11 protein-coding genes are annotated in these 21,745 nt (G+C 41.9%); 4 read left to right on the top strand and 7 right to left on the bottom strand.

Annotated features, from left to right (window positions below; all coding sequences use genetic code 11):
- Positions 1-6: 6 nt before the first annotated feature.
- From KSX81_RS12080 to KSX81_RS12065, 4 genes are all read right to left on the bottom strand, one after another.
- Entirely contained in the window at positions 7-2,499 is a 2,493-nt protein-coding gene (locus tag KSX81_RS12080) for a zinc-dependent metalloprotease (RefSeq protein WP_149939139.1), read from the bottom strand.
- A complete protein-coding gene (locus tag KSX81_RS12075; protein WP_004322657.1) occupies positions 2,496-5,078 on the bottom strand; it encodes a zinc-dependent metalloprotease in 2,583 nt (860 codons plus the stop codon). The genes KSX81_RS12080 and KSX81_RS12075 overlap by 4 nt, the downstream gene beginning before the upstream one ends.
- 536 nt (positions 5,079-5,614) lie before the next feature.
- A complete protein-coding gene (locus tag KSX81_RS12070; RefSeq protein WP_004302799.1) occupies positions 5,615-6,490 on the bottom strand; it encodes a DMT family transporter in 876 nt (291 codons plus the stop codon).
- A gap of 191 nt (positions 6,491-6,681) precedes the next feature.
- Positions 6,682-9,252, bottom strand: a complete 2,571-nt coding sequence (locus KSX81_RS12065; protein ID WP_004322656.1) for a family 78 glycoside hydrolase catalytic domain — start codon at positions 9,250-9,252, stop codon at positions 6,682-6,684.
- Positions 9,253-9,987: 735 nt separating this feature from the next.
- Between KSX81_RS12065 and leuS the strand changes: the two genes are divergently transcribed.
- The 4 genes from leuS to KSX81_RS12045 all read left to right on the top strand — a co-directional run bounded on the left by leuS (position 9,988) and on the right by KSX81_RS12045 (position 15,362).
- On the top strand, positions 9,988-12,822 hold the full coding sequence (gene leuS / locus KSX81_RS12060) for a leucine--tRNA ligase (RefSeq protein WP_118418419.1): 2,835 nt from the start codon (positions 9,988-9,990) through the stop codon (positions 12,820-12,822).
- A 116-nt stretch (positions 12,823-12,938) separates the two neighbouring features.
- Positions 12,939-13,856 (top strand): YitT family protein, encoded by a 918-nt coding sequence (locus KSX81_RS12055; RefSeq protein ID WP_004302802.1) that lies wholly within the window; start codon positions 12,939-12,941, stop codon positions 13,854-13,856.
- A 50-nt stretch (positions 13,857-13,906) separates the two neighbouring features.
- Positions 13,907-14,488: a non-canonical purine NTP diphosphatase gene (locus KSX81_RS12050; protein ID WP_032851877.1), complete on the top strand. Its 582-nt coding sequence runs from the start codon at positions 13,907-13,909 to the stop codon at positions 14,486-14,488.
- A 31-nt stretch (positions 14,489-14,519) separates the two neighbouring features.
- A complete protein-coding gene (locus KSX81_RS12045; RefSeq protein WP_118418420.1) occupies positions 14,520-15,362 on the top strand; it encodes a flagellar motor protein MotB in 843 nt (280 codons plus the stop codon).
- Between the two features lie 96 nt (positions 15,363-15,458).
- On the opposite strand, the gene KSX81_RS12040 is transcribed toward KSX81_RS12045, so the two are convergent.
- Genes KSX81_RS12040 through KSX81_RS12030 form a run of 3 tightly spaced genes read right to left on the bottom strand, consistent with a single transcriptional unit; the run spans position 15,459 to position 21,625 of the window.
- On the bottom strand, positions 15,459-17,645 hold the full coding sequence (locus KSX81_RS12040; protein ID WP_374937550.1) for an alpha-galactosidase: 2,187 nt from the start codon (positions 17,643-17,645) through the stop codon (positions 15,459-15,461).
- A gap of 3 nt (positions 17,646-17,648) precedes the next feature.
- A complete protein-coding gene (locus KSX81_RS12035; protein ID WP_118418421.1) occupies positions 17,649-19,583 on the bottom strand; it encodes a sialate O-acetylesterase in 1,935 nt (644 codons plus the stop codon).
- A 29-nt stretch (positions 19,584-19,612) separates the two neighbouring features.
- Positions 19,613-21,625, bottom strand: a complete 2,013-nt coding sequence (locus KSX81_RS12030) for an alpha-galactosidase (RefSeq protein ID WP_181990053.1) — start codon at positions 21,623-21,625, stop codon at positions 19,613-19,615.
- Positions 21,626-21,745 lie beyond the last annotated feature (120 nt).

Genomic DNA, 21,745 nt, shown 5'->3' with positions numbered 1-21,745 from the left:
TCAATCTTACTTTCTCAACGCCTTCTCAATTATAAACAACCGATAATCATAATCCTCTCTTAACTTTTTCGTCGGTGCCATTGCCTTGGCTTTGACATATTCCTGTTTCAAATCCATCAGACATCCATACCAAAAATGAGCTCTTGCCGGAACAGACAGATATGAAATGCTTTCAATTGGCTCCATTCCCCAATGAGAATTAGTTTCTCCAATCGCAAAGCTAGAAGAACCGGATGATGAACCTTTTTCTTTCACCGGACTTACATCCGACCATGAAATAACAGCATTCACGAATTGTCCTTGCATAAAACGCTTAAAATCAGCAGAACTCTTACCCATCCTGGCTTCCTTGAATAAGAAACTTATCAGATCTGAAATAGCTTGCTGTTGCGTGTAAGGATCATTCGATTTACTTTCACTAAGCCAGATATTACTCAACTGCACTAATACCAAGTTTCCCAGGAATTTTTGAGAATAATCGGCAACACTCCCTGTTAAGGCACAATGATTCAGCAATTCCTTATCATCCATCCATGTCATCTTTTCAATCGCATCCAGCATCCATAAAAAAGATTGGCGTTGAACCTCTTTGGGCACTGATTGAAAAGAAGGATAAACATCTCCATAGTAACTATCATTCAAATAAATACCACCCACTTGTTGCAGTACATGCTTCATATATTCATTCACCTGCTTGATGATATGACCATATAAAACAGCACGCAGCTCATAGTCCACATCCTCCTTGTCCAACCACTGGTTGGCATTCTTTATTACTTTCGCTATATTCTCACAAGCTATTGTTGCCGAACGGATAGCATCATTCCCTAAATCCCTTTCCATTCCACGAGGGTCATAATACGCTTTCCTGTTTTGCGGCCCTTTAAACAACAATAACGGATTGTGGTTACGTTCAGATATCAACGATTGCAAACCGGGTAATTCCTCCTGCGGCGTATTCTTTTTCATAGGTTGATACAAATAACGAATTACCCAATCATCATATACCCCTAACACCGATTGCACCAGAGGCATTCCTTCACTATAACTATCATCAGAAAGCAAATAGTTCATGGGGAGCTTGTCCATAACGGAAGCAGATAGCCCATGCTGCTTAACAAACTCCTTCGACCGAAGCGAATCAACAGGATAAGCAATAGATCCTGCCATATTATCACTCAACCCCAAACAATGTCCCCAATGCCTCAACAATAAAGACGTTAACGCTTCCTCAACCAAGCCTTCATCGGGCAGCAACGTACGAGCCTTCTCATTAAAAGAAGATGTTTGCAGGAAATAATCCAACTGTATTTTCGATGCCAAGTTGTGCGGAATGTAAATATTGGCACTTATAATCTCTCCTGTCAACGGATCACTCCAACAGTTGTCTGTAATCTGGTTAGACGGTGAAATGATATAACGAATACAGGATTTAGTAATATTATTGGCATCAAACACCGTACCGTCTTTAGGATAAGGCTTCACTACCAACGCATTGGGAAAACCAATCTTCTGGAAAGACTTGTTCCATATATCAGCACTACGATATACACAGCGCTGCCAGCTTTCGGGCAACAGAGTATCTACATAAAAGACAATAGAGTTTTCCTCTGTCAAATTCCAACGATTCACCCAATACTGCACTTCACTTCCTTGCGCTTTATCCGAAAAGCTAACTTTGTCACTCCATAGAGTACCAACACGAGGATCTGCCAAACGGGGAAGATAATCTTCATCCTCCGGTAATAACATAAATGTACGCTTCACAACCGCACTGAAAGGAATATCGTCTGCTATCGGGAAAAGCCCGAACAACGACATGGAAAGACTATAACTCATATTGCATGAAATAGATACATTATCCGAGTAAGAGGCAATCCCGGATATCATCGACCGGTCTTGTTTAAAAGTAGCCTTCCTTTTCACCCAGCCATCCATTGTATTATATGCCTTCGGATCTATCGGATTCATGTATTCGTCATCTTTAAACACATAAGAAGTGACATCAATCACCAAAGCACTATCAGGAGAATAAGCCTTGATTGGAAACTGCTCCAGAACAATATCACTAAAGCTCTTTTTCAATGCATCGCCGATACGAGAGCCATCACCGGTAGTCGGACGATTGGCAACCCGATAAAGTCTGACCAACGAATCAGATTGGCAAAATCTCACCTGTAAAGAAGTGGCAGGGCGAAATCCCACGGACGATTCCTGTGGATTACTGACTTTATCAACCACCCCTCCCATCAACAGACGTTTACCTAAAACAGCCTTAGGTATTTCCATATATATCTTATTCTCAATCCAATAAAGATTCATTAATCCCTTGGACTCCATGCTATTGGATTTACCTTTCAATAGCTTTTCATAATCACTCTTCGATTTTACCTGCTCTGTTTTTTTCTTTTTCTTAGCTGCCCCTTCCAAAGGATAAGAAACGGACAGACCAAAGACCGACAAAAAAAGTAAAAGGATATATTTATTCTTCATAATCATCTGTTTAACGCATTATTCATTTGATGAAGCAATAATTGATAGTGAAGTCGAGTATCTTTATCGGCATGTTGCTTTTGATTATTCAATAAGTCGCGCACCCGCAAGAAATAACCATAACACATACTCTCCTGATTTCTGGGGACAAAGTACTCGGCCATTGGTTCTTCAAATCCGGCTACAGGATTAAACATACGTTCCAAGTCCGACACACAACATCCTTTGTGTCCTTCCCCTATCTTATGATGAAGCGTGGTTAACGATTCCCAAACATCCTCATCTGCCAATGATTTCGAATCTTTATTCCAATTAATCTTTGCCGTTGAAGCTAACTGTTTAATAAATAAATTCTGCAACTTCATTTGAGTAGAGGTTAGTTTACGCCCTTTCAAAGTAGGACTCCAGATGTATTCATAAATGTCATTCATACATTCGTCAACATCATATTTATCGCCTTCAGCTTTCAGTGCCGAAAATTCCACACGGGCAGGAGCCGCCATCAATAATTTCATCAGCACATTACGCAAAGCATCAGAAGGTTTACCAACCATAGGCAACTTATCCAATACATCGCTGTTATCTAACCAATCCATCGTTTCCAGCTGTTCCAGAAAATAACTCATTGCCTCTTTTTGCTTCTCCTTCGGTTCACTTTCCAGAGCTTCCACTTTATCACCGACCAGTTTTTCATGCAGATAAATGCCACCGATATTATGATAAACATGCAACATATAAGTCAAATACTGCATTATAATACCATCATAAATAGCAGATCGGTGTTTATAATCATTATCTTCCTTATCCAGCCATTGGTTCAGATTAGCCAAGATATACTTCAGGTTTTTCACACCATATTGAGTTGCTTTTACCGCATCATCTCCCAAATCTTCCGTTTGAGAACGAGGGTCAAGTATATCCGACTGTTGTTTTCCATACCGATATATAGGATCACCGGATAAATCCGTAATCCACTTTGAAGTAATCGCATACTCTTCTTCCTCTGTTTTAGCTTCCGGTACTGGTGTATAATTCCAACGGATCAAATAATCATCATACAGCCCAAAGCGGGGAGGCATCATACGAACCCCACGCTCCATATCACCGGGTTGTGCCACATAATTAAAACGTGCATAATCCATTATAGAAGTAGTAGTACCATGTTTCTGTGTAAACGAAGGAGAACGCAGAGAGTCGACCGGAATGACGGAAGAAGCACTCATATTGTGCATAAATCCGAGACAATGTCCTACTTCGTGTGAAACGACATAACGTAAAGCATCATCCATCACTTCCCTTGGAATAATTTTATGACGGACACGTTTGTCAGCTTGAGCAGTCTGAATAAAAATCCAGTTATTCAACAACTTTATAACATCATGATACAGATATACAGAAGCATTCAGTATTTCTCCACTGCGCGGATCTACCCAAGAGGGACCCATTGCATTTTCAATAGCAATCGGTGCATAACGAATACAAGAGTATTTCAAATTATCCGCATCAAATTCCGGATCATCTTTCGGAAATTCTTTAGCCTGGATAGCTTGTATAAAACCTATTTTTTCAAATGGCTCATTCCATTGGTTGACAGCTTCAAATATAGATGCTTTCCAACTATCAGGGAAACAACTATCTACATAAAAAACAATCGGCTTCACAGGTGTCACCTTTTTACCCTCTACATAACTTTTTAAATCAGAAGGCTCCAAACGCCAGCGATTTGCATAATAGATTGCCCGCATCGTCTGTTTGGTTGCCGAATATTCTTTTTTTATAGTCGGGAAAATACCAATCCGGCTATCCATCAATCGGGGACGGTAAGGAACAGAATCCAATAACAGGATAGAACGTGTCACCTTTGCAGTCAGAGGTTCGTCCTTAATGTCTTTTCCACTACCTCCGGTCAACGAATAAGTATAACTTAGGCAACTCCGGACAGATATATTGTCCTTAAAAGCCTTAAAACCATCAACAAACGACTTGCTACTTTGGAAAGAAGTGGAACGCTTACGTCCTCTCGACATATTTGCACTATATTTATCAAAAGGATCCATTAGCTTATTGTCACCCACAAAAAAACCGGTAACATCAAACACAACAGCCGTACTATCATTATTATAAGCAGAAATATCAAAAGCTTGCAATATGGCATCCATGTTACTTAATGCAATAGCCGTCTTCAATCGATTGTCATTATCACCACTCACATTATCTGTTTGAATAGCAGACAGACAGATTTTGTTATTCAGTTTTTCAAAACGAAAATGAATAGGTTCGGTAGGTTTTGATCCTATAATGGCATTTCTATTATCACTGATTTCTGTAACTGCAGAGCCCAACAACATATCACGTTTCAACAACGATAATGGAAGTTCAAAATAAACTTTTTCTTTCACTTTGTGTACAGTGATGAAACCTTCTGCTTTCGAATGATTAGATGAGAACAGTTTATCATAAGCAGTTTTTTCTTTCTCAACAGATTCTTTCTTTTTTGTCTTTTTACGTTTAAAAGAAATAGCATTTGCTGATACAGCTCCTCCCAACATAGAAAATACTAAAAGAGCCACCCAAATTCTTTTCATTTTGATAATAGTGTTAATTCATACTCTAGTAATAGAATACAAATCTAAGAATTATAAAGAATTATCTCCAATAAAATCTACTTTTTTCTGTCTTCAAATAAAGCGATTATGACTGCTTTTAGAACAGGATAAAAGATTATCAAGGCTTTCGCACTCCAAATGGTTAAAAGTATACCATATAAGATTGGCATTATTTGAATCTTATATGGGTCCTTGAACAATCCTAAAACGCATAAACTTATCCCACCTAAAAAAATCACTAAAAAGAACACTGCAGATATAAAAATGGGAAACGGACCGTCATATTCAGTAAAATCGGCTAATCCAAGCCATTTCTTCCATTTTCTCCACCGTTCTCTCCTCCTTTCTTCCAGTTCCCTTTCCTTCCTCATTCTCTCCGACTCTATCACACGCCGACGGAATTCCTCTTGGGGACGCTGTAAACTGAGATTGTATCTCCGCATCTTTTCACTAATGCGTTTCTTTTTCCTTTTTGTCACTCTTATATTTGTTATTTCTTGTGTGGTTTTACCTATTTATTTCTTTTCTGCCTGATAGACTCCAAATATAATGCAACCTGCTCCCAATAATGTAATCCACGTGATTTGTTCGTGAAGAATGATTACGGATGCCACCATTGTCACCAACGGATTGAGATAGATATAACTGGAAGCTCTAACAGTTCCCAACTGTTTTAAGACCACATTCCAGAGGACATAACATATCAAGGAAGCCAGAACAGCTAGAAACAAAAGATTGGATAATACAATCGGTTTTAAAAGTACATCAAGATTCGGTTGCAGCGGATGAAGAAGAAAGGCGGGAAGTATGGTCAATACTCCATAAAAAAATATCTTGCGAGTGATAAATACAGTGGGGTAACGCCCCGTCATTTTCTTTATCACTAAACTATAAAATGCCCACGACAGGGCAGCAAGTAAAGTAAGCAAATCCCCTACCGGAGATAATTTAAGTACAAAACTGCCGTTAAAGACCACCAGTCCCACTCCGATTAAAGCTAATATGGAACCATAAATCAAACCTTTGGTGGCTTTTTCACTCTTATAAAAGAGAAGGGAAAGAATGGTGGTAAGCAAAGGAGCTGTGCAAATGATGAAAGCTACATTGGATGCTTGCGTGATTCCTAAAGCTGTATTCTCGGTAAAGAAATAGAGTGAGCCACCAAAAAGACCTCCTGCCATCAACCAAAGTTCGTCTTTCCAATTACCCGCAAACAGACGTTTGGGAGAAATCACCCAAATACCCAGATAAGCAATGAGAAAACGATAAAGGAATATCTCCTGTGGGGTCAGTCCGTGATTAATCAGTACTTTGGTTGATATAAAGGTCAGTCCCCAAATAGCAACTACAAGTATCGCAATCAGATGGTAATATCCATGCTTCAATTCCATAGTGATGTTTTAATAGAATGCAAAGATACGAGGAATTGAGAATATATGTGCAAAAAACTTCCACATAGAGAAAAAAGATGAAAAATGCATAGACAGATATTTTGCCAAAACAAAAGAGAAGGCTGTATCCCGAAGAGGAATACAGCCTTACTATCAAATCCCTACATGAAAAACTATCGCAACTATATACTTTATTTGGTCACCTTGTAAGTTCCACTTCCATAATCTTTTGACTTCATCTCTCCGGGAAGGGTTACGGTAGCGGTAACACCCTTAGGAATGGTGAATTCCCAAATCCAAGTGTCACCCTCGTATTTCCATGCGCTCTTAATGAGTCCGGCGGCAGAACGGTATTCGGCAGTTACGTGTCCCAATCGCTTGTCTGGAATGGGCTTCATAATGATGTGCTTGAAGCCGGGAGTAGCAGGATCGGCTGCAATGCCGGCAACGGTTTCCCAAATCCATTCACATACGCATCCGTAGGCATAATGATTGAAGCTGTTCATGCCGCGTGGTCCCATTCCTTTGTCTATCATATAGCTGTTCCACCGTTCCCAAATGGTGGTGGCTCCATTGTCCACAGAGTATAGCCAGCTTGGGTTCTTACGTTGGAAGAGGAGTTCATAGGCAATGTCTTCCATGCCATTCTCCGTGAGGGTGGCCATGAGGATGGATGTGCCCAGGAATCCGGTCTGCAAACAAAGGTCGTGCTGTGCGAAGTTTTCGCGCAGGCGGTCTATCATCTTCGCTTTGGCTTCGCCTTCCACAAGCTGGTTCTTTAGGGCGAACAAGGCAGGAGTTTGCATGGTATTAAGGATGGCGGTTTTGAAGGTGCCGTCTTCGTTGAGGAAGTTCTCTTTGATGTATGCCTTTGCTGAATCAGCCATTTGCTGGTACTTGGTAGCATCGCGACCGGTGGCGGCAGCCATATCTCGCATCATGAAAGCATCTATCACCCAGTAGGAAGCGCTCAAATAGTTCCAATAGCTGACGGCATCAGGAAGCGGACCTTGGGGAGAGAAAGCCAGTCCGCTACAACTTTCCAGCGGTTCGTAGCTCAACCAGTCAGCCCATTGGTAGTTGCCGTTCTCGCCACAGAGGGTCTCATGGTTATACTTGGTGTCGTTGATGTGGTTCATAAACAGGTTCATGGCGTTCCAGTTCTCCTCAATAATTTGCGTGTCACCGAATTGCTTCCATACCGTCCAGGGCACGATGATTCCGGCATCGGCCCAACCCAAACGCATTTTCTCATCACCGTATTGTGCCAAGGGAGCCACTCCGGGGAATCCACCCAACCTGTTTTGGGTGTCGCGCATGTCACGCATCCACTTATGGAAAAACTTCATGGTGTTAGCAAAGAACGTACCGGTTTCTGCAAACACTTGTGTGTCTGCTGTCCAGCCCAGACGCTCGTCGCGCTGCGGACAGTCGGTAGGTATGGAGAGGTAGTTGGATAGCTGTCCCCAATAAGTGTTGGAGATGAGCTTGTTCACAAGGTCGTTGCCTGTGGTGATAGTGCCGGTTTCCAGTTCCTTTGTGATAGAAGTAACGGGGATGGACTTCAACGACTTGATAGAGACATTTCCGGTGGCAGTTATGGAGACGTAGCGGTAGCCGAAGAAGGTGCAATGAGGGTAGTAGGTCACATAATTATCTCCGGCAGCAAAGGTGTAATCCAGGCGGATACCAGTGTGGGGAATGCGCAGGTTTTCACGGTGGCAACTTCCTTCCGGACCGTCCATGCCACGAATCTTAGCACCGTTGCCGTCATTGAGCAACTCTGCGGGAAGGCAGGTCAACACTGTTCCCTCGGCAGCTTTGAATACGAAAGAGGGTACACCGGCACAGTTTTGCCCGAAGTCCACCACTAACGTCTCTCCCGGACTTACGGTCATCTCCTTGCCCGATGCGAACTCACGGGCGATAATCACCTTACCGAACTCGTTCTCTTTCGCTCCTTCTATATTCTTCCAAATATATGCTCTGATAGGAGCAAGAGCAAGATCTGTACGCAGATAGACTTCCGCTCCGTCCGAAGGCAGAATGTCGCCAGAAAATTCGGTGTTCTCTTCGGGTATGGAGAGTTTGTCCACACATTCGAAGCCCATCGGTTCGCGTGCATCGTACTCTTCTCCGTCAAAGATACCGGCATGTTTCACCGGACCGGCAATTCCGGCTTTCCAGTTTTCGAGATCGGTACCGTAGCGCTTCTTGGTTCCGTCAGAAAAAGTTAGTTCCAGTACACCACGGAAGGCACATTTCTTGCCTATCATGCCGTCATATCCTCCGGGAGTTATGATTTTGTCACCCCACCATCCCGGCGTCACCTGTACGGAAAGCATGTTCTCGGCGTTTGGCTTGGTACGGATGATGTCTGTAATATCATAGGTGAAAGAACGTTTGGTCTTGGCATAGTGTGTGAAGCCCGGTTTCAGAAATTCCCCGCCTACGGGTTTCCCATTCACATACAACTCGTAAACTCCCAGTCCAGCGGTCATCCACTTGGCAGAGACAATTTTCTGTTCGTTTTTCACGGTGGACACGAACCAACTCGCGCCATCGGCTGCGCGACCGTTGTTATGTCCTTTCACTACAGGGGCGTCTACTGCGGAAATCCATTGAGAGTCGTTCCAGGCTGATGCTTCCAATGCGTCAGTACGTTTTCCGACTTCGGTTGCGTTTATCAGTCCGCTATTCGAGAAAAGCGCGAGAATCATTATCGGGATAAGATTCGCAAAACAATGAAGATTCATTTTCATACTTATATGTATTTTTTAGTATTAAAAGATTAACTTGGAAATGCTGTTTTAGTTTTACAGGGCTTGCACAACAAAATTACAGAATTATATGATATGACAGACGATTTCTGCATTTTTTTTGACTCAATGCTGGTTTCTATTCAATCCGGAACTGACTCATAAGTCCGATCTGATTGAACAGACGACAGGAACTTTGTACATTGAATGATCGATTATCAAGCAAAACAATGATATATTGTAAAATAATATAATCAATACAATCATTCAGCCTATTGTACCTATTATTTACCAAATAAGAAAAGAAGATGCCAGTGATTCATTGCAATCATTCTTTCTTCTTTACACAAAAACCTCGAAATCGAATAAACTCTATTCAAGTTTTTAATAAATAACGAAGGGGTTTATTATAAACGGTATCCAAGTTTATTATAAACTCTTTTTTGACACTTTCAATACCTAAAATAGAATTATTGCAACAAAAATGGGCAAGAACCTTCACAGCTTCTTGCCCATTCGTTATCCTCGTTATGCAATTCGCATATTAACCTATTGAACTTTATGTAATAAAATTTATATATTTCATTATTATTTCTTTATTATTATTGACCTCAAATATACAAAATAAAAAGAAGAAAGTCAATAGGGAAAGCGTGGTTATCTGAAAATAAACACGTAAATTTGTGCCTCGAATTAGAAATAACAGTATAAATCACTATAAATAAAAACTTTATCACTATGGAGTACAATTTCAGAGAAATTGAAAAGAAGTGGCAGAAAAGGTGGGTAGAAGAGAAAACCTACCAAGTTACGGAAGATGATTCGAAGCAAAAATTTTATGTACTAAACATGTTTCCTTATCCATCAGGAGCCGGCCTACACGTAGGTCATCCGCTGGGATACATTGCTTCGGATATTTACGCCCGTTACAAACGACTGCAGGGCTTCAATGTACTCAACCCGATGGGATATGACGCTTACGGTCTGCCGGCAGAACAGTATGCCATCCAAACCGGACAGCATCCTGCCATCACTACCGTCAACAATATCAACCGCTATCGCGAGCAGTTGGACAAAATAGGTTTCTCTTTCGACTGGAACCGTGAAATCCGTACTTGCGACCCGGAATATTATCACTGGACGCAATGGGCCTTCCAAAAAATGTTCAACAGCTATTATTGTAACGATGAACAGCAAGCCCGTCCTATCGAAGAACTGGAAAAAGCCTTCGCCATCTACGGAAACAAAGGACTGAACGCCGCTTGCAGCGAAGAAATCAGTTTCACTGCCGAAGAGTGGAACGCCAAAAGCGAAAAAGAAAAGCAAGAAATCCTGATGAACTACCGCATCGCTTATCTGGGCGAAACGATGGTAAACTGGTGTGCCGAGTTAGGAACTGTACTGGCTAACGACGAGGTAGTAGACGGAGTCAGCGAACGTGGCGGTTTTCCTGTTATCCAGAAGAAAATGCGCCAATGGTGTTTGCGTGTATCTGCGTATGCACAACGCTTACTTGATGGATTGGACACGATCGAATGGACAGATTCTCTGAAAGAAACCCAAAGAAACTGGATCGGACGTTCGGAAGGTGCTGAAGTGCAATTCAAAGTAAAAGACAGTGATCTCGAATTCACAATTTTCACCACTCGTGCAGATACCATGTTCGGTGTTACCTTTATGGTATTAGCTCCGGAAAGTGAATTGGTGGCACAATTAACGACTCCTGAACAAAAAGCAGAAGTAGACGCTTACCTCGACCGTACCAAAAAACGTACGGAACGTGAACGCATCGCCGACCGTAGTGTTACCGGTGTATTCAGTGGTTCGTATGCTATCAATCCGTTCACAGGTGAAGCAGTGCCCGTATGGATCAGCGATTACGTACTGGCCGGATACGGAACAGGAGCTATTATGGCTGTACCTGCTCATGATAGCCGCGACTATGCATTTGCCAAACATTTCGGATTAGAAATCCGTCCGTTGGTAGAAGGTTGTGATGTAAGCGAAGAAAGTTTCGATGCAAAAGAAGGTATCGTGTGTAACTCTCCGCGTCCGGATGTCACTCCTTACTGTGATCTTTCTCTGAACGGACTGACTATCAAAGAAGCGATAGAAACAACCAAGAAATATGTAAAAGAGCACAATCTGGGTCGTGTGAAAGTGAACTACCGTCTGCGTGACGCTATTTTCTCTCGCCAACGTTACTGGGGTGAGCCGTTCCCTGTTTACTACAAAGACGGAATGCCCTATATGATTGACGAAGCCAGCCTGCCGCTGGAACTTCCGGAAGTCGCTAAATTCCTGCCTACCGAAACAGGTGAACCTCCATTGGGACACGCAACGAAATGGGCTTGGGATACAGTAAACAAATGTGTAGTAGAAAATGAGAAGATTGACCATGTAACTGTCTTCCCGCTGGAGCTAAACACCATGCCGGGATTCGCCGGTTCTTCGGCTTACTATCTCCGCTACATGGACCCACGCAATCATAAAGCACTGGTTGATCCGAAAATCGATCAGTACTGGAAGAATGTAGACCTTTACGTAGGTGGTACGGAACATGCTACCGGACACTTGATCTACTCTCGTTTCTGGAATAAATTCCTGCACGATGTAGGTGTATCTATCATGGAAGAACCGTTCCAAAAGTTAGTAAACCAGGGAATGATTCAAGGTCGCAGCAACTTTGTATACCGTATCAAAGATACCAATACTTTCGTTTCACTGAACCTGAAAGATCAATACGAAGTTACTCCTATCCATGTAGACGTAAATATCGTATCCAATGATGTTTTGGATTTGGAAGCATTCAAAGCATGGCGTCCTGAATATAAAACAGCCGAGTTTATCCTCGAAGACGGAAAATACGTTTGCGGATGGGCAGTTGAAAAGATGAGTAAATCAATGTTCAATGTAGTCAATCCGGACATGATTGTTGAGAAATACGGTGCAGATACACTTCGTATGTACGAAATGTTCCTCGGCCCGGTAGAACAGTCTAAACCGTGGGATACCAACGGAATCGACGGTGTACACCGTTTTATCCGCAAATTCTGGTCGCTGTTCTACAGCCGCACGGACGAATATCTGGTGACAGACGAACCTGCAACGAAAGAAGAATTGAAGAGCCTTCATAAATTGATTAAGAAGGTGACAGGTGATATTGAACAGTTCTCTTATAATACATCTATCAGCGCATTCATGATTTGCGTAAACGAACTCTTCAACCTTAAATGCAGCAAGAAAGAGATTCTGGAACAGCTCGTTATCACGCTCGCTCCTTTCGCTCCGCATGTCTGCGAAGAGTTGTGGGACGTATTGGGACACGAGACTTCCGTATGCGACGCCCAATGGCCTGCATACAATGAAGAATATCTGAAAGAAGATACCATCAACTATACCATCTCTTTCAACGGAAAGGCACGTTTCAATATGGAATTTGCCGCAGATGAAGCTTCGGACGCTATTCAGGCGGCGGTATTGGCCGACGAACGTTCGCAGAAGTGGATTGACGGCAAGACTCCAAAGAAAATCATTGTCGTTCCGAAGAAGATTGTAAACGTTGTAATTTAAAGTATTAAGTAATAAGCATTAAGTATTATCCGTAGCCGCTATCCCAATATATCCGCCAGGTTAATACTTAATACTTTATACCTAATACTTTATAAAATCCTATTACTTAAAATCCTATGCATAAACTATCAAAAGCAGAAGTAATGAGAGAAGTGAAAGATTATATCTACATCACTCTCGGATTGATAAGCTATTCTTTGGGATGGGCTGCATTCCTGTTACCTTATCAGATAACTACCGGAGGAACTACCGGTATCGGAGCTATTATCTATTATGCAACGGGATTTCCAATCCAATGGTCATACTTCATTATTAATGCAGTTCTGATGACCTTTGCCATCCGGGTATTAGGTCCAAGATTTAGTATAAAAACCACTTATGCTATTTTTACACTGACTTTTCTGCTTTGGTTATTCCAGTTGGTGGTGAACAATTATGTAGAAGCGCCGGATATGACGCCGGACGGTAAACCGTTGTTACTCGGTACAGGGCAGGATTTCATGGCCTGCATTATCGGTGCAGCCATGTGCGGTGTAGGTCTGGGTATCACTTTCAACTACAATGGAAGTACGGGTGGAACAGATATTATCGCCGCTATCGTCAATAAATACAAAGATGTATCACTCGGACGAATGATTATGATTTGTGATGTATTCATTATCAGTTCCTGTTACTTTATATTTCATGACTGGCGCCGGGTTATTTTCGGTTTTGTCACTCTGTTTATCATCGGCGTTGTGCTCGACTGGATTATCAACAGTGCCCGTCAATCGGTTCAATTCTTCATCTTCTCCAAGAAATATGATGAAATAGCCGACCGGATTATTAAAGATGCCGACCGGGGAGTAACAGTACTCGACGGTACGGGATGGTACAGTAAAAACAATGTGAAAGTATTGGTAGTACTTGCCAAGAAACGTCAGTCACTCGACATCTTCCGTTTGGTAAAACGCATTGATCCGAATGCTTTTATCTCTCAAAGTTCTGTTATCGGCGTGTATGGCGAAGGATTCGATAAGCTAAAAGTGAAATAATAACTGGCTGAAAAGTATTGAACAACCTTGTTAAAACAAAAAATAAGATGATGAAACGCAAACTTGTATTTGCTACCAATAACGCTCATAAACTGGAAGAAGTAGCCGCTATCTTAGGAGATCAAGTGGAATTACTAAGTCTCAATGATATCAGTTGCCAAACAGATATTCCCGAAACAGCTGAAACACTGGAAGGAAATGCGCTATTAAAATCTTCCTATATCTATAAAAACTATCATCTGGATTGTTTTGCCGATGATACAGGATTGGAAGTGGAAGCCTTGAACGGAGCTCCCGGAGTCTATTCCGCCCGCTATGCAGGAGGTGAAGGACATGACGCCCAGGCTAATATGCTCAAACTTCTTCACGAACTGGAAGGAAAGGAAAACCGTAAAGCGCAATTCCGCACCGCTATTTCGTTGATATTGGACGGAAAGGAGTATCTCTTTGAAGGAGTGATAAAAGGCGAAATTATCAAAGAAAAACGCGGTGATTCCGGATTTGGCTACGATCCTATATTTAAGCCTGAAGGCTACGACCGGACTTTTGCCGAATTGGGAAATGATATAAAAAACCAAATCAGCCATCGTGCACTGGCTGTACAGAAACTTTGTGAGTTTCTGCAAAGCTAATTATACATACCCACTTAAAATATAAAACACAATGAAGAAAATTACTTTATTTACTTTACTTACGTTACTGTTATGTACTTCATGTGTAACAAAAAAGAAGTTCATGCAGGCAGAAATGGCAGCTACTATAAGCAAAGATAGCTTGCAAGGATTATTGACCGACTGCCGCAATACAAACGCGCAAATGTCGGCACAAATCAAGAATCTTTTGCGTGATACCACCAAAATGGGAAACAGTATCCGTCAGTATCAAAGTATGCTGAACGTGAATATGACCGAACAGGAAAAGCTGAATGCCCTGTTGAGCCAGAAGAAAAACGAGCTTAACGAAAGAGAACGGACCATCAATGAGTTGCAGGATATGATTAAAGCGCAAAACGATAAAGTACAGAATCTTTTGAGCAATGTAAAAGATGCCTTACTTGGTTTCAGTACCGACGAGCTGACCGTTCGTGAGAAAGATGGAAAAGTATATGTAGCTATGTCCGATAAACTATTATTCCAATCAGGAAGTGCCCGCCTGGATAAACGCGGAGAGGAAGCTCTCGGCAAACTGGCGGAAGTACTAAACAAGCAGACGGACATTGATGTATTTATCGAAGGTCATACGGATAACAAACCGATCAATACTGTACAATTCAAAGATAACTGGGATTTAAGTGTGATCCGTGCCACTTCCGTAGTTCGTATCCTCATCAAGAATTACAATGTAAATCCTTTGCAGATTCAGCCTAGTGGTCGCGGTGAATATATGCCTGTGGATGATAATGAAACAGCCGAAGGCAGAAGTAAGAACCGCCGTACGGAGATTATCATGGCTCCGAAACTGGATAAGTTGTTCCAGATGCTTCAAAGTTCGGAAGAGTCTAAGTAAAAACATATATGGGCTGCTTATTAAAGCAGCCCATATATGTAAAAAGCAACAAAACAAATGTTGGAAGTCTGTTATAAATCAACGCATAATATTAATTTATTCAGCAGTGATTTCTACAATCCGGCTGTTCAGTTGTTGGGTAGTAAACACTTCCAGTCCCACATTCATCAGATACTCTCCTGAATATAGTTGATTGTTACCTTGAAACGAAGAATTGCTACCCGGCATCAAATTGATTTCTTTCACACGATACATTCTGTCAGCATCCAATCCCTGCAAACGTACCGGTAATAATTTTTCTGCATAACGCGGATGAATATCAAATGCATACAATACAGCTTTACTCTTATCTTTATTTGCATACATAGAAGAGGTATGGTTACTGCCATAAGGAGAAACCAAACGAAACAGATCGCCATCAAGGATAACAGGTTTCAAACGATTATAATTTTCTACCGCCTGATTGCAATAGATATGGTCATTCTCGTTCATATCATCCAGTTTGATGTCAAAGCCCAGTTTACACATCATAGCTACATCAGTACGGAACTTAATGCTGGTTCCCCGATTCCAAGTCGTAACATGTGCACACATCGTCTTACTAGGAAATATTTGTGAGAATCCCCATTGAATAAATAAACGTTCGATAGGGTCGGTATTGTCACTAGGCCAAAATTCCGTAAAATATTTCAATGCTTCAAAGTCAGAGCGTCCGCCACCACCGGCACAAAGCATCATCGGTAAATCCGGATATTTATTTTTCACACGCTCCAACACTTTATACAGCCCACGCACATATTCGATATACAGATGCGACTGTTTATCCTTCAGATAAGAAGAATAGATATTGGTGATAGGACTGTTACAATCCCACTTAAAGAAAGCAATGCCCGGATAGTTTGTCATCAATTTGTCTACCACACCGAATACATGATCCTGCACTGCCGGGTTACTCAAGTCAAGTACCAACTGATTTCTGAAATAATATTCATCCCGATTAGGCAGATGAATCACCCAGTCTTTATGCTTTTCATACAGTTCACTTTTCGGATTCACCATTTCAGGCTCTATCCATATTCCAAATTTAATGCCTTTCTTTTGCGCCTCCTCTACCAAACGTCCTACACCATTCGGCAGTTTATCCGCCGTTTCTTTCCAATCACCCAACCCTTGATGATCGCCGCTACGCGGATATTTATTACCAAACCATCCATCGTCGAGTAGAAACATATCCACTCCCAGTTTGACAGCCTCATCCATCAATCCAACCAACTTATTCTCATCAAAATCAAAATAAGTAGCTTCCCAATTATTGAGCAGTGTCATACGAGTCTGGTCACCCTTCTTAATCTGATACTTACGCGCCCAATCATGAAAGTTGCGGCTGGCCTCTCCCTTACCGTTCAAGCTATAAGTGAAATAAAAGTCCGGGGTGCGAAAGGTTTCTTTAGCAGGAAGGTTGTATTCCGAAGCGTACGGATTAATACCGGAAATGACACGAAGTTCATTCTTGTTATCCACTTCAAAGGTAAAACGGAAGTTACCTGTCCACCCCAAAGTACCGACTAATACCTCTCCTGAATTTTCCTCCGACGGAGCACCCAGAGACAACTGGAAAAATGGAGAAACAAACATATTGGCACGCGCACCCAACTTGGTATCAATCGTTTTTTTACCAAATGCCAGTTCACGCTCGGCTATGTTGACCTCATGTGCCCAGTCACCGGAAAACTCCGTGAGAAAATACTTATCACGGTTAAAGTGAAGCATAGAAGAAGCATATTTGCTCAATACAATAGGTTTCTTTTCCTGATGATTGATTTCAGTGAATGTCTTGATGATATTTTCCGCAGCATACGTTATATAGTGCAATTTCACAGTCACAGGATATTTGTCATCTTTTAAGGTAATCACCGTTTCTACACTTCCGTCATTTTGTCGGCTACTGCTATGTTCTACGTATTTCAACAATAAAGATGGATTTCCATCATTATGAAGCACTTGAATAGCCGGTTCGAAATAATCCTCTGCCCCATGTGTAATATAAACTTCGGTTCCCTGCGGCAAGTAGACAAAGTCCGATTCATGATTCAGTTTTTTACCCAGATAACGCTGGTATAGACGACCGTTGTCTCCCACCTGGAAAATCAGGCTTGTGCAATCTGTTTCAATCTTAATAATAGGTTTGTCAGCTGCCTTCAACATACAGGAGATGCCCAAAAGACAGAATAAAAAAAGAACTTTTACTTTCACGGTATATTTATTTAATGTTATTACAATCATTTCTTATTTATCAGTACGGAACGGAGCAACCGGAAGTCCAGCAGTTCCATAAAGGTTACACTCCGGATTATCCGCCCATCCGTAACGTGCCGCAATAGGTATTTCCACTTCCGGCGATTCAAGGATAACCTCTTTTCCCTGGATAGTGGCAGTTGCCTGATAGAACACCTGATCTGGTCCGGCAATAATGAATCCTTTGGGTTCGCCTGTCGCAGTCTTCACCTCACAATCGAAGCTAAGTATCAGTTTATTTCCCGAAATACGGTATTCCAGAAAAGCCGGTACATCATACGTGCCCCTCTGATAAGTATTTGCCAACGACAGGAGAGCCAGCCGTCTTCCCACTTCCTGTTTGTTTTTTGGGTGAATATCATGCGCTACACCAAGATCAATAGCCGATACCATACCCGTGCCTTCCATAGAAAGTGCATCAGACTGTGCTTCACGCAATGCAGCCCATTTCGAATCGGGTTGTATCTCCTGACTACGCAAGTAATTTGCCAACTGCACAAAATAGAAAGGCAACTCCTGTTTCCATTGTTTCCGCCAGTCGGCTATCAGCGACTGAAAAAGAAGGGAATACTGACGGGCACGGCCTACATTAGCTTCGCCCTGATACCATATAACACCCTTAACTGGAAAAATCGTAAAAGGATGAACCATTCCGTTATACAATACAGACAGATAACTGGAACCCTCCGGTGACATGGGCGCAGATGGTAATTCATCCAAAGTTAATCCGATGCGATGGTTCCAGATTCCGGCCAATGATATTTTCTGTCCACCCATTTCCGCATACAAAGTTTCCGTTTTTCCATGAATACCACCTTCTCCCCCGAAATCAGATACACGAACTGTGATAATTCCTTTACCGGGTTTAACTTCCCCAGCCGGAATCGTATACTTCCGGAGGGTGGCAAACCCCGATCCTCTAGCTATTTCCTTACCATTATAATAAGTAATATCTTCATCATCTATCATTCCCAGACTAAGAGTTACCTCCTTTCCTGCCCATTCGGCAGGAATATCTATCTCCTTTTGAAACCAGACAATACCGTCAAGCCCATCCAGTCCTTTTTCTTCCCAATAACCGGGTAACTCCATAGGCTTCCACTCTTTCCCAGTCTGCAAAGCCGAAATCCATTGCGGAGTCCCTTGAGTAAAACCAGCATCCCGGATAATAAATTGTTCACGCCAGTCCTTCATCTCCTGTTGATAAACAGCAGAAAGAGCTTCTTTATTAAAATCCAGTCTCTTCATTTTAGCTGTTTCTTCCTGGAAACCCATCACCTGTTGCAAGGTACCGAAGCTTGTCCACGCTTCGGCCGGAGTGCCGCCCCAGGTACAATCTATCACACCAACAGGTACATTTAATTCTTTCCACAATTGGCGGGCATAGAAATAAGCGACAGATGAAAACTCCGGAACAGAGGAAGGGCTACATTCCTGCCAACCCCCTCCGTTCATTTCTACGTTATCCTGCGGAGTTAAAGATACAGTCTTTTTTACCTGTAATAGACGAATAAACGGATAATTGGCTTCTGCCACCTCCCGCTCATAATTCATAACCTTGCCCCATCCAGCAACTGGCATTTCCATATTGGATTGTCCGGAACAAAACCAGACTTCTCCCACCATTATATTCCGCAAAGTCAGCATTTCGCCGTCTGAAAGCGTAATCTGGTAAGGACCTCCGGCAGCAGGAGTAGGTAACTGCAAAGTAAAATTTCCATCCACTCCCGCTTTAACTGTATATTTTCGGTTATCCCAACTCGTTTTTACTGTGACTTGCTTGCCGGCTTTTGCTTTTCCGGGCAATATCAACGTACTCTTTTGTTGTATCACCATATTATCGGTGAAAAACGATGGTAAAGTTACCTTAGCCTGTGTACAAATAGCTATGCACAGGGCCATAAGAGTAATTCTATATTTATTCATTTTTCGGTTAGTTTATTGATTATCGGCTATTAGTTGAATTCCAGCACTTTCACATCCTTGGCAGGTATAGTAACCTCTATCTTATTTTTGGCAGTAGTCCGGCTGCCACTCCATAATTCTTTCACCTGATAACTGCGTGTTTGCTCCAGCCCTATTCTATCCAACGAAAGTGTCACTGTCTGTTCCTGTTCCGAATAATTGAAAAGTGCGCAATGAAAAGTTCCATCTTTCTCCTTTCTTACAAAGATCTGTTCCGATTGAGCTCCATTCCCTTCTACCGGACGGAATACTTCACCTGTAGCAAGAGCATTGATGTCAGGATTCGTCAGATATTTCAACGCTTTGTCTTTTCCATCTTTTCCTCCGGCAGCACTGAAATCATCTCCACCAATATAGATACCTGTAATAACTCCGGAAGTGATACGCGCCCGATTTTCACCATCTGTAGCATCTCTCAACACAATATGGTCTGCATCATTGAATTGATAGATATACTTCTGCCACCATCCATAAGACAATGCATTCAGTGTGTATTCGGTATCCTTGATTTTATTCCATGCATCGCAGGCAATTCTACGCGACTGCGCATATTGTGCCGGAAATACCGGAGAAATAGAAAGATTGATATACATATCCCCAAAGTATTTATCCAGCAACTGCATCCCATAATTATATCCCTGGATACCCGTTGTCACTTCAGGAAGATACCATTTATCAGCCTCCATCGCTCCATGGGTCATAAAATCCATTTTCACATACTCGAATCCTGTTCGGTGAAACAAGCTAGACGTCTTTTTCATCATTGCCTCTACAGCAGGATGAGTAGGGTCAATGGCATAAGCACCGTCCAGTTCCTGTGGTTTTCCGTTAGCATAAAGGTAGATATCCTTGTATTTATATTCAGGAGCAGCATCCACCGTTCTTTCGGGGTCACGCGCCCAGTCGGTAAACGGAGTCCAGTAAATCCCTCCAATCTGGCCGTTCGATTTACATTTTGTAATGAATAACTTCAATTGTTCTTCATTCATACAGTCCCAACCGGAATCCAATCCGACATAAACCGTGTGATCCGGATTGACAAAATGATTATTTTGAAGATTTTGTTTGATAAAGTCCGAAACCTCCATCGCTTTTTCATAAGTCAGATTAAATTGCAAAGCTCCCCAGCTGTTCCAACCAAATGGAACCGCTTTTCCCCACTCTTTCGGAGGTGATATGATTGCATTAACTTTTGCATAAGTTTCCAGTCCGTCGCACCAGTTTTCAAAGAATCCCAGTAATATTTTGGGCGACTTGATCTTCTTGCCTTTCAATGCTCCGTGAGGTTTCACATCCCGCGTCAATTCATCAGCTACTCCACCGTAACAAGTCAAAGAGCCGATGTTTCTATGTTCTACTTTACCTAACATTACAGCCGTTTTCCAATTGTCATGCTCCACAGAACCTACAACAAGTCCGCTACGCCCTTCATTATTAAAAACAGCCGTTACCTCATAACTGGTCAATGTGTCGAAATTAAGTGCATGAGACTGGTATCTGATCCATTTATCATTATCAAAAGGCATAAATAAAGCACGATTGTCACCTGCCGGAAGTAATTCAGCCATGCGGTCTACATTCACAGGTGCCATCCGATTGGAAGCGACATTATTCTTTCCTTCTATACTAAACTCCGTCAATATATACTCTTTATCCGGATAAAGATAAAAGTACTGTGTCAACTTAGGCAAAGATTTATCTGTATGTTCAATCTTATAAAGAGTTCCTTTACCGAAAGCATCTGATATTTTTCGAATACTAACCTTATGGCGTGCATAGTCACGCGTAGTAACCGTCTGCTCTCCCCATAGGTAAGAAGCATATAGTCCTTCACAAATATTTTTTGACTTTTTATAAAGTGAAACTCCCCCTTTCTGATCATCGAAGCGGATTTGCCAGCCGCCCGTCGTCAGACCTTTATATCCGGCAGCATATCCGGATAAAGTGAATAACAGGAACATAGTTCCGAAAATGATTTTAAACTGTCGAAGTCTGTTTTTCATATGGCACAATGAATATGGTTTTAAATAGAATAAAAGTGTTCCCCAAAGATAGGCATTGCCGGAAGTATGGCTTGGCGTAAACAAGTCAAAAAATGAAAGATTTACGGCAATATGCTTCAC

The sequence above is a fragment of the Bacteroides sp. MSK.18.37 genome, assembly GCF_019129155.2.
Taxonomy (GTDB): domain Bacteria; phylum Bacteroidota; class Bacteroidia; order Bacteroidales; family Bacteroidaceae; genus Bacteroides; species Bacteroides ovatus.
This window is presented reverse-complemented; position numbering and strand designations above follow the sequence as displayed.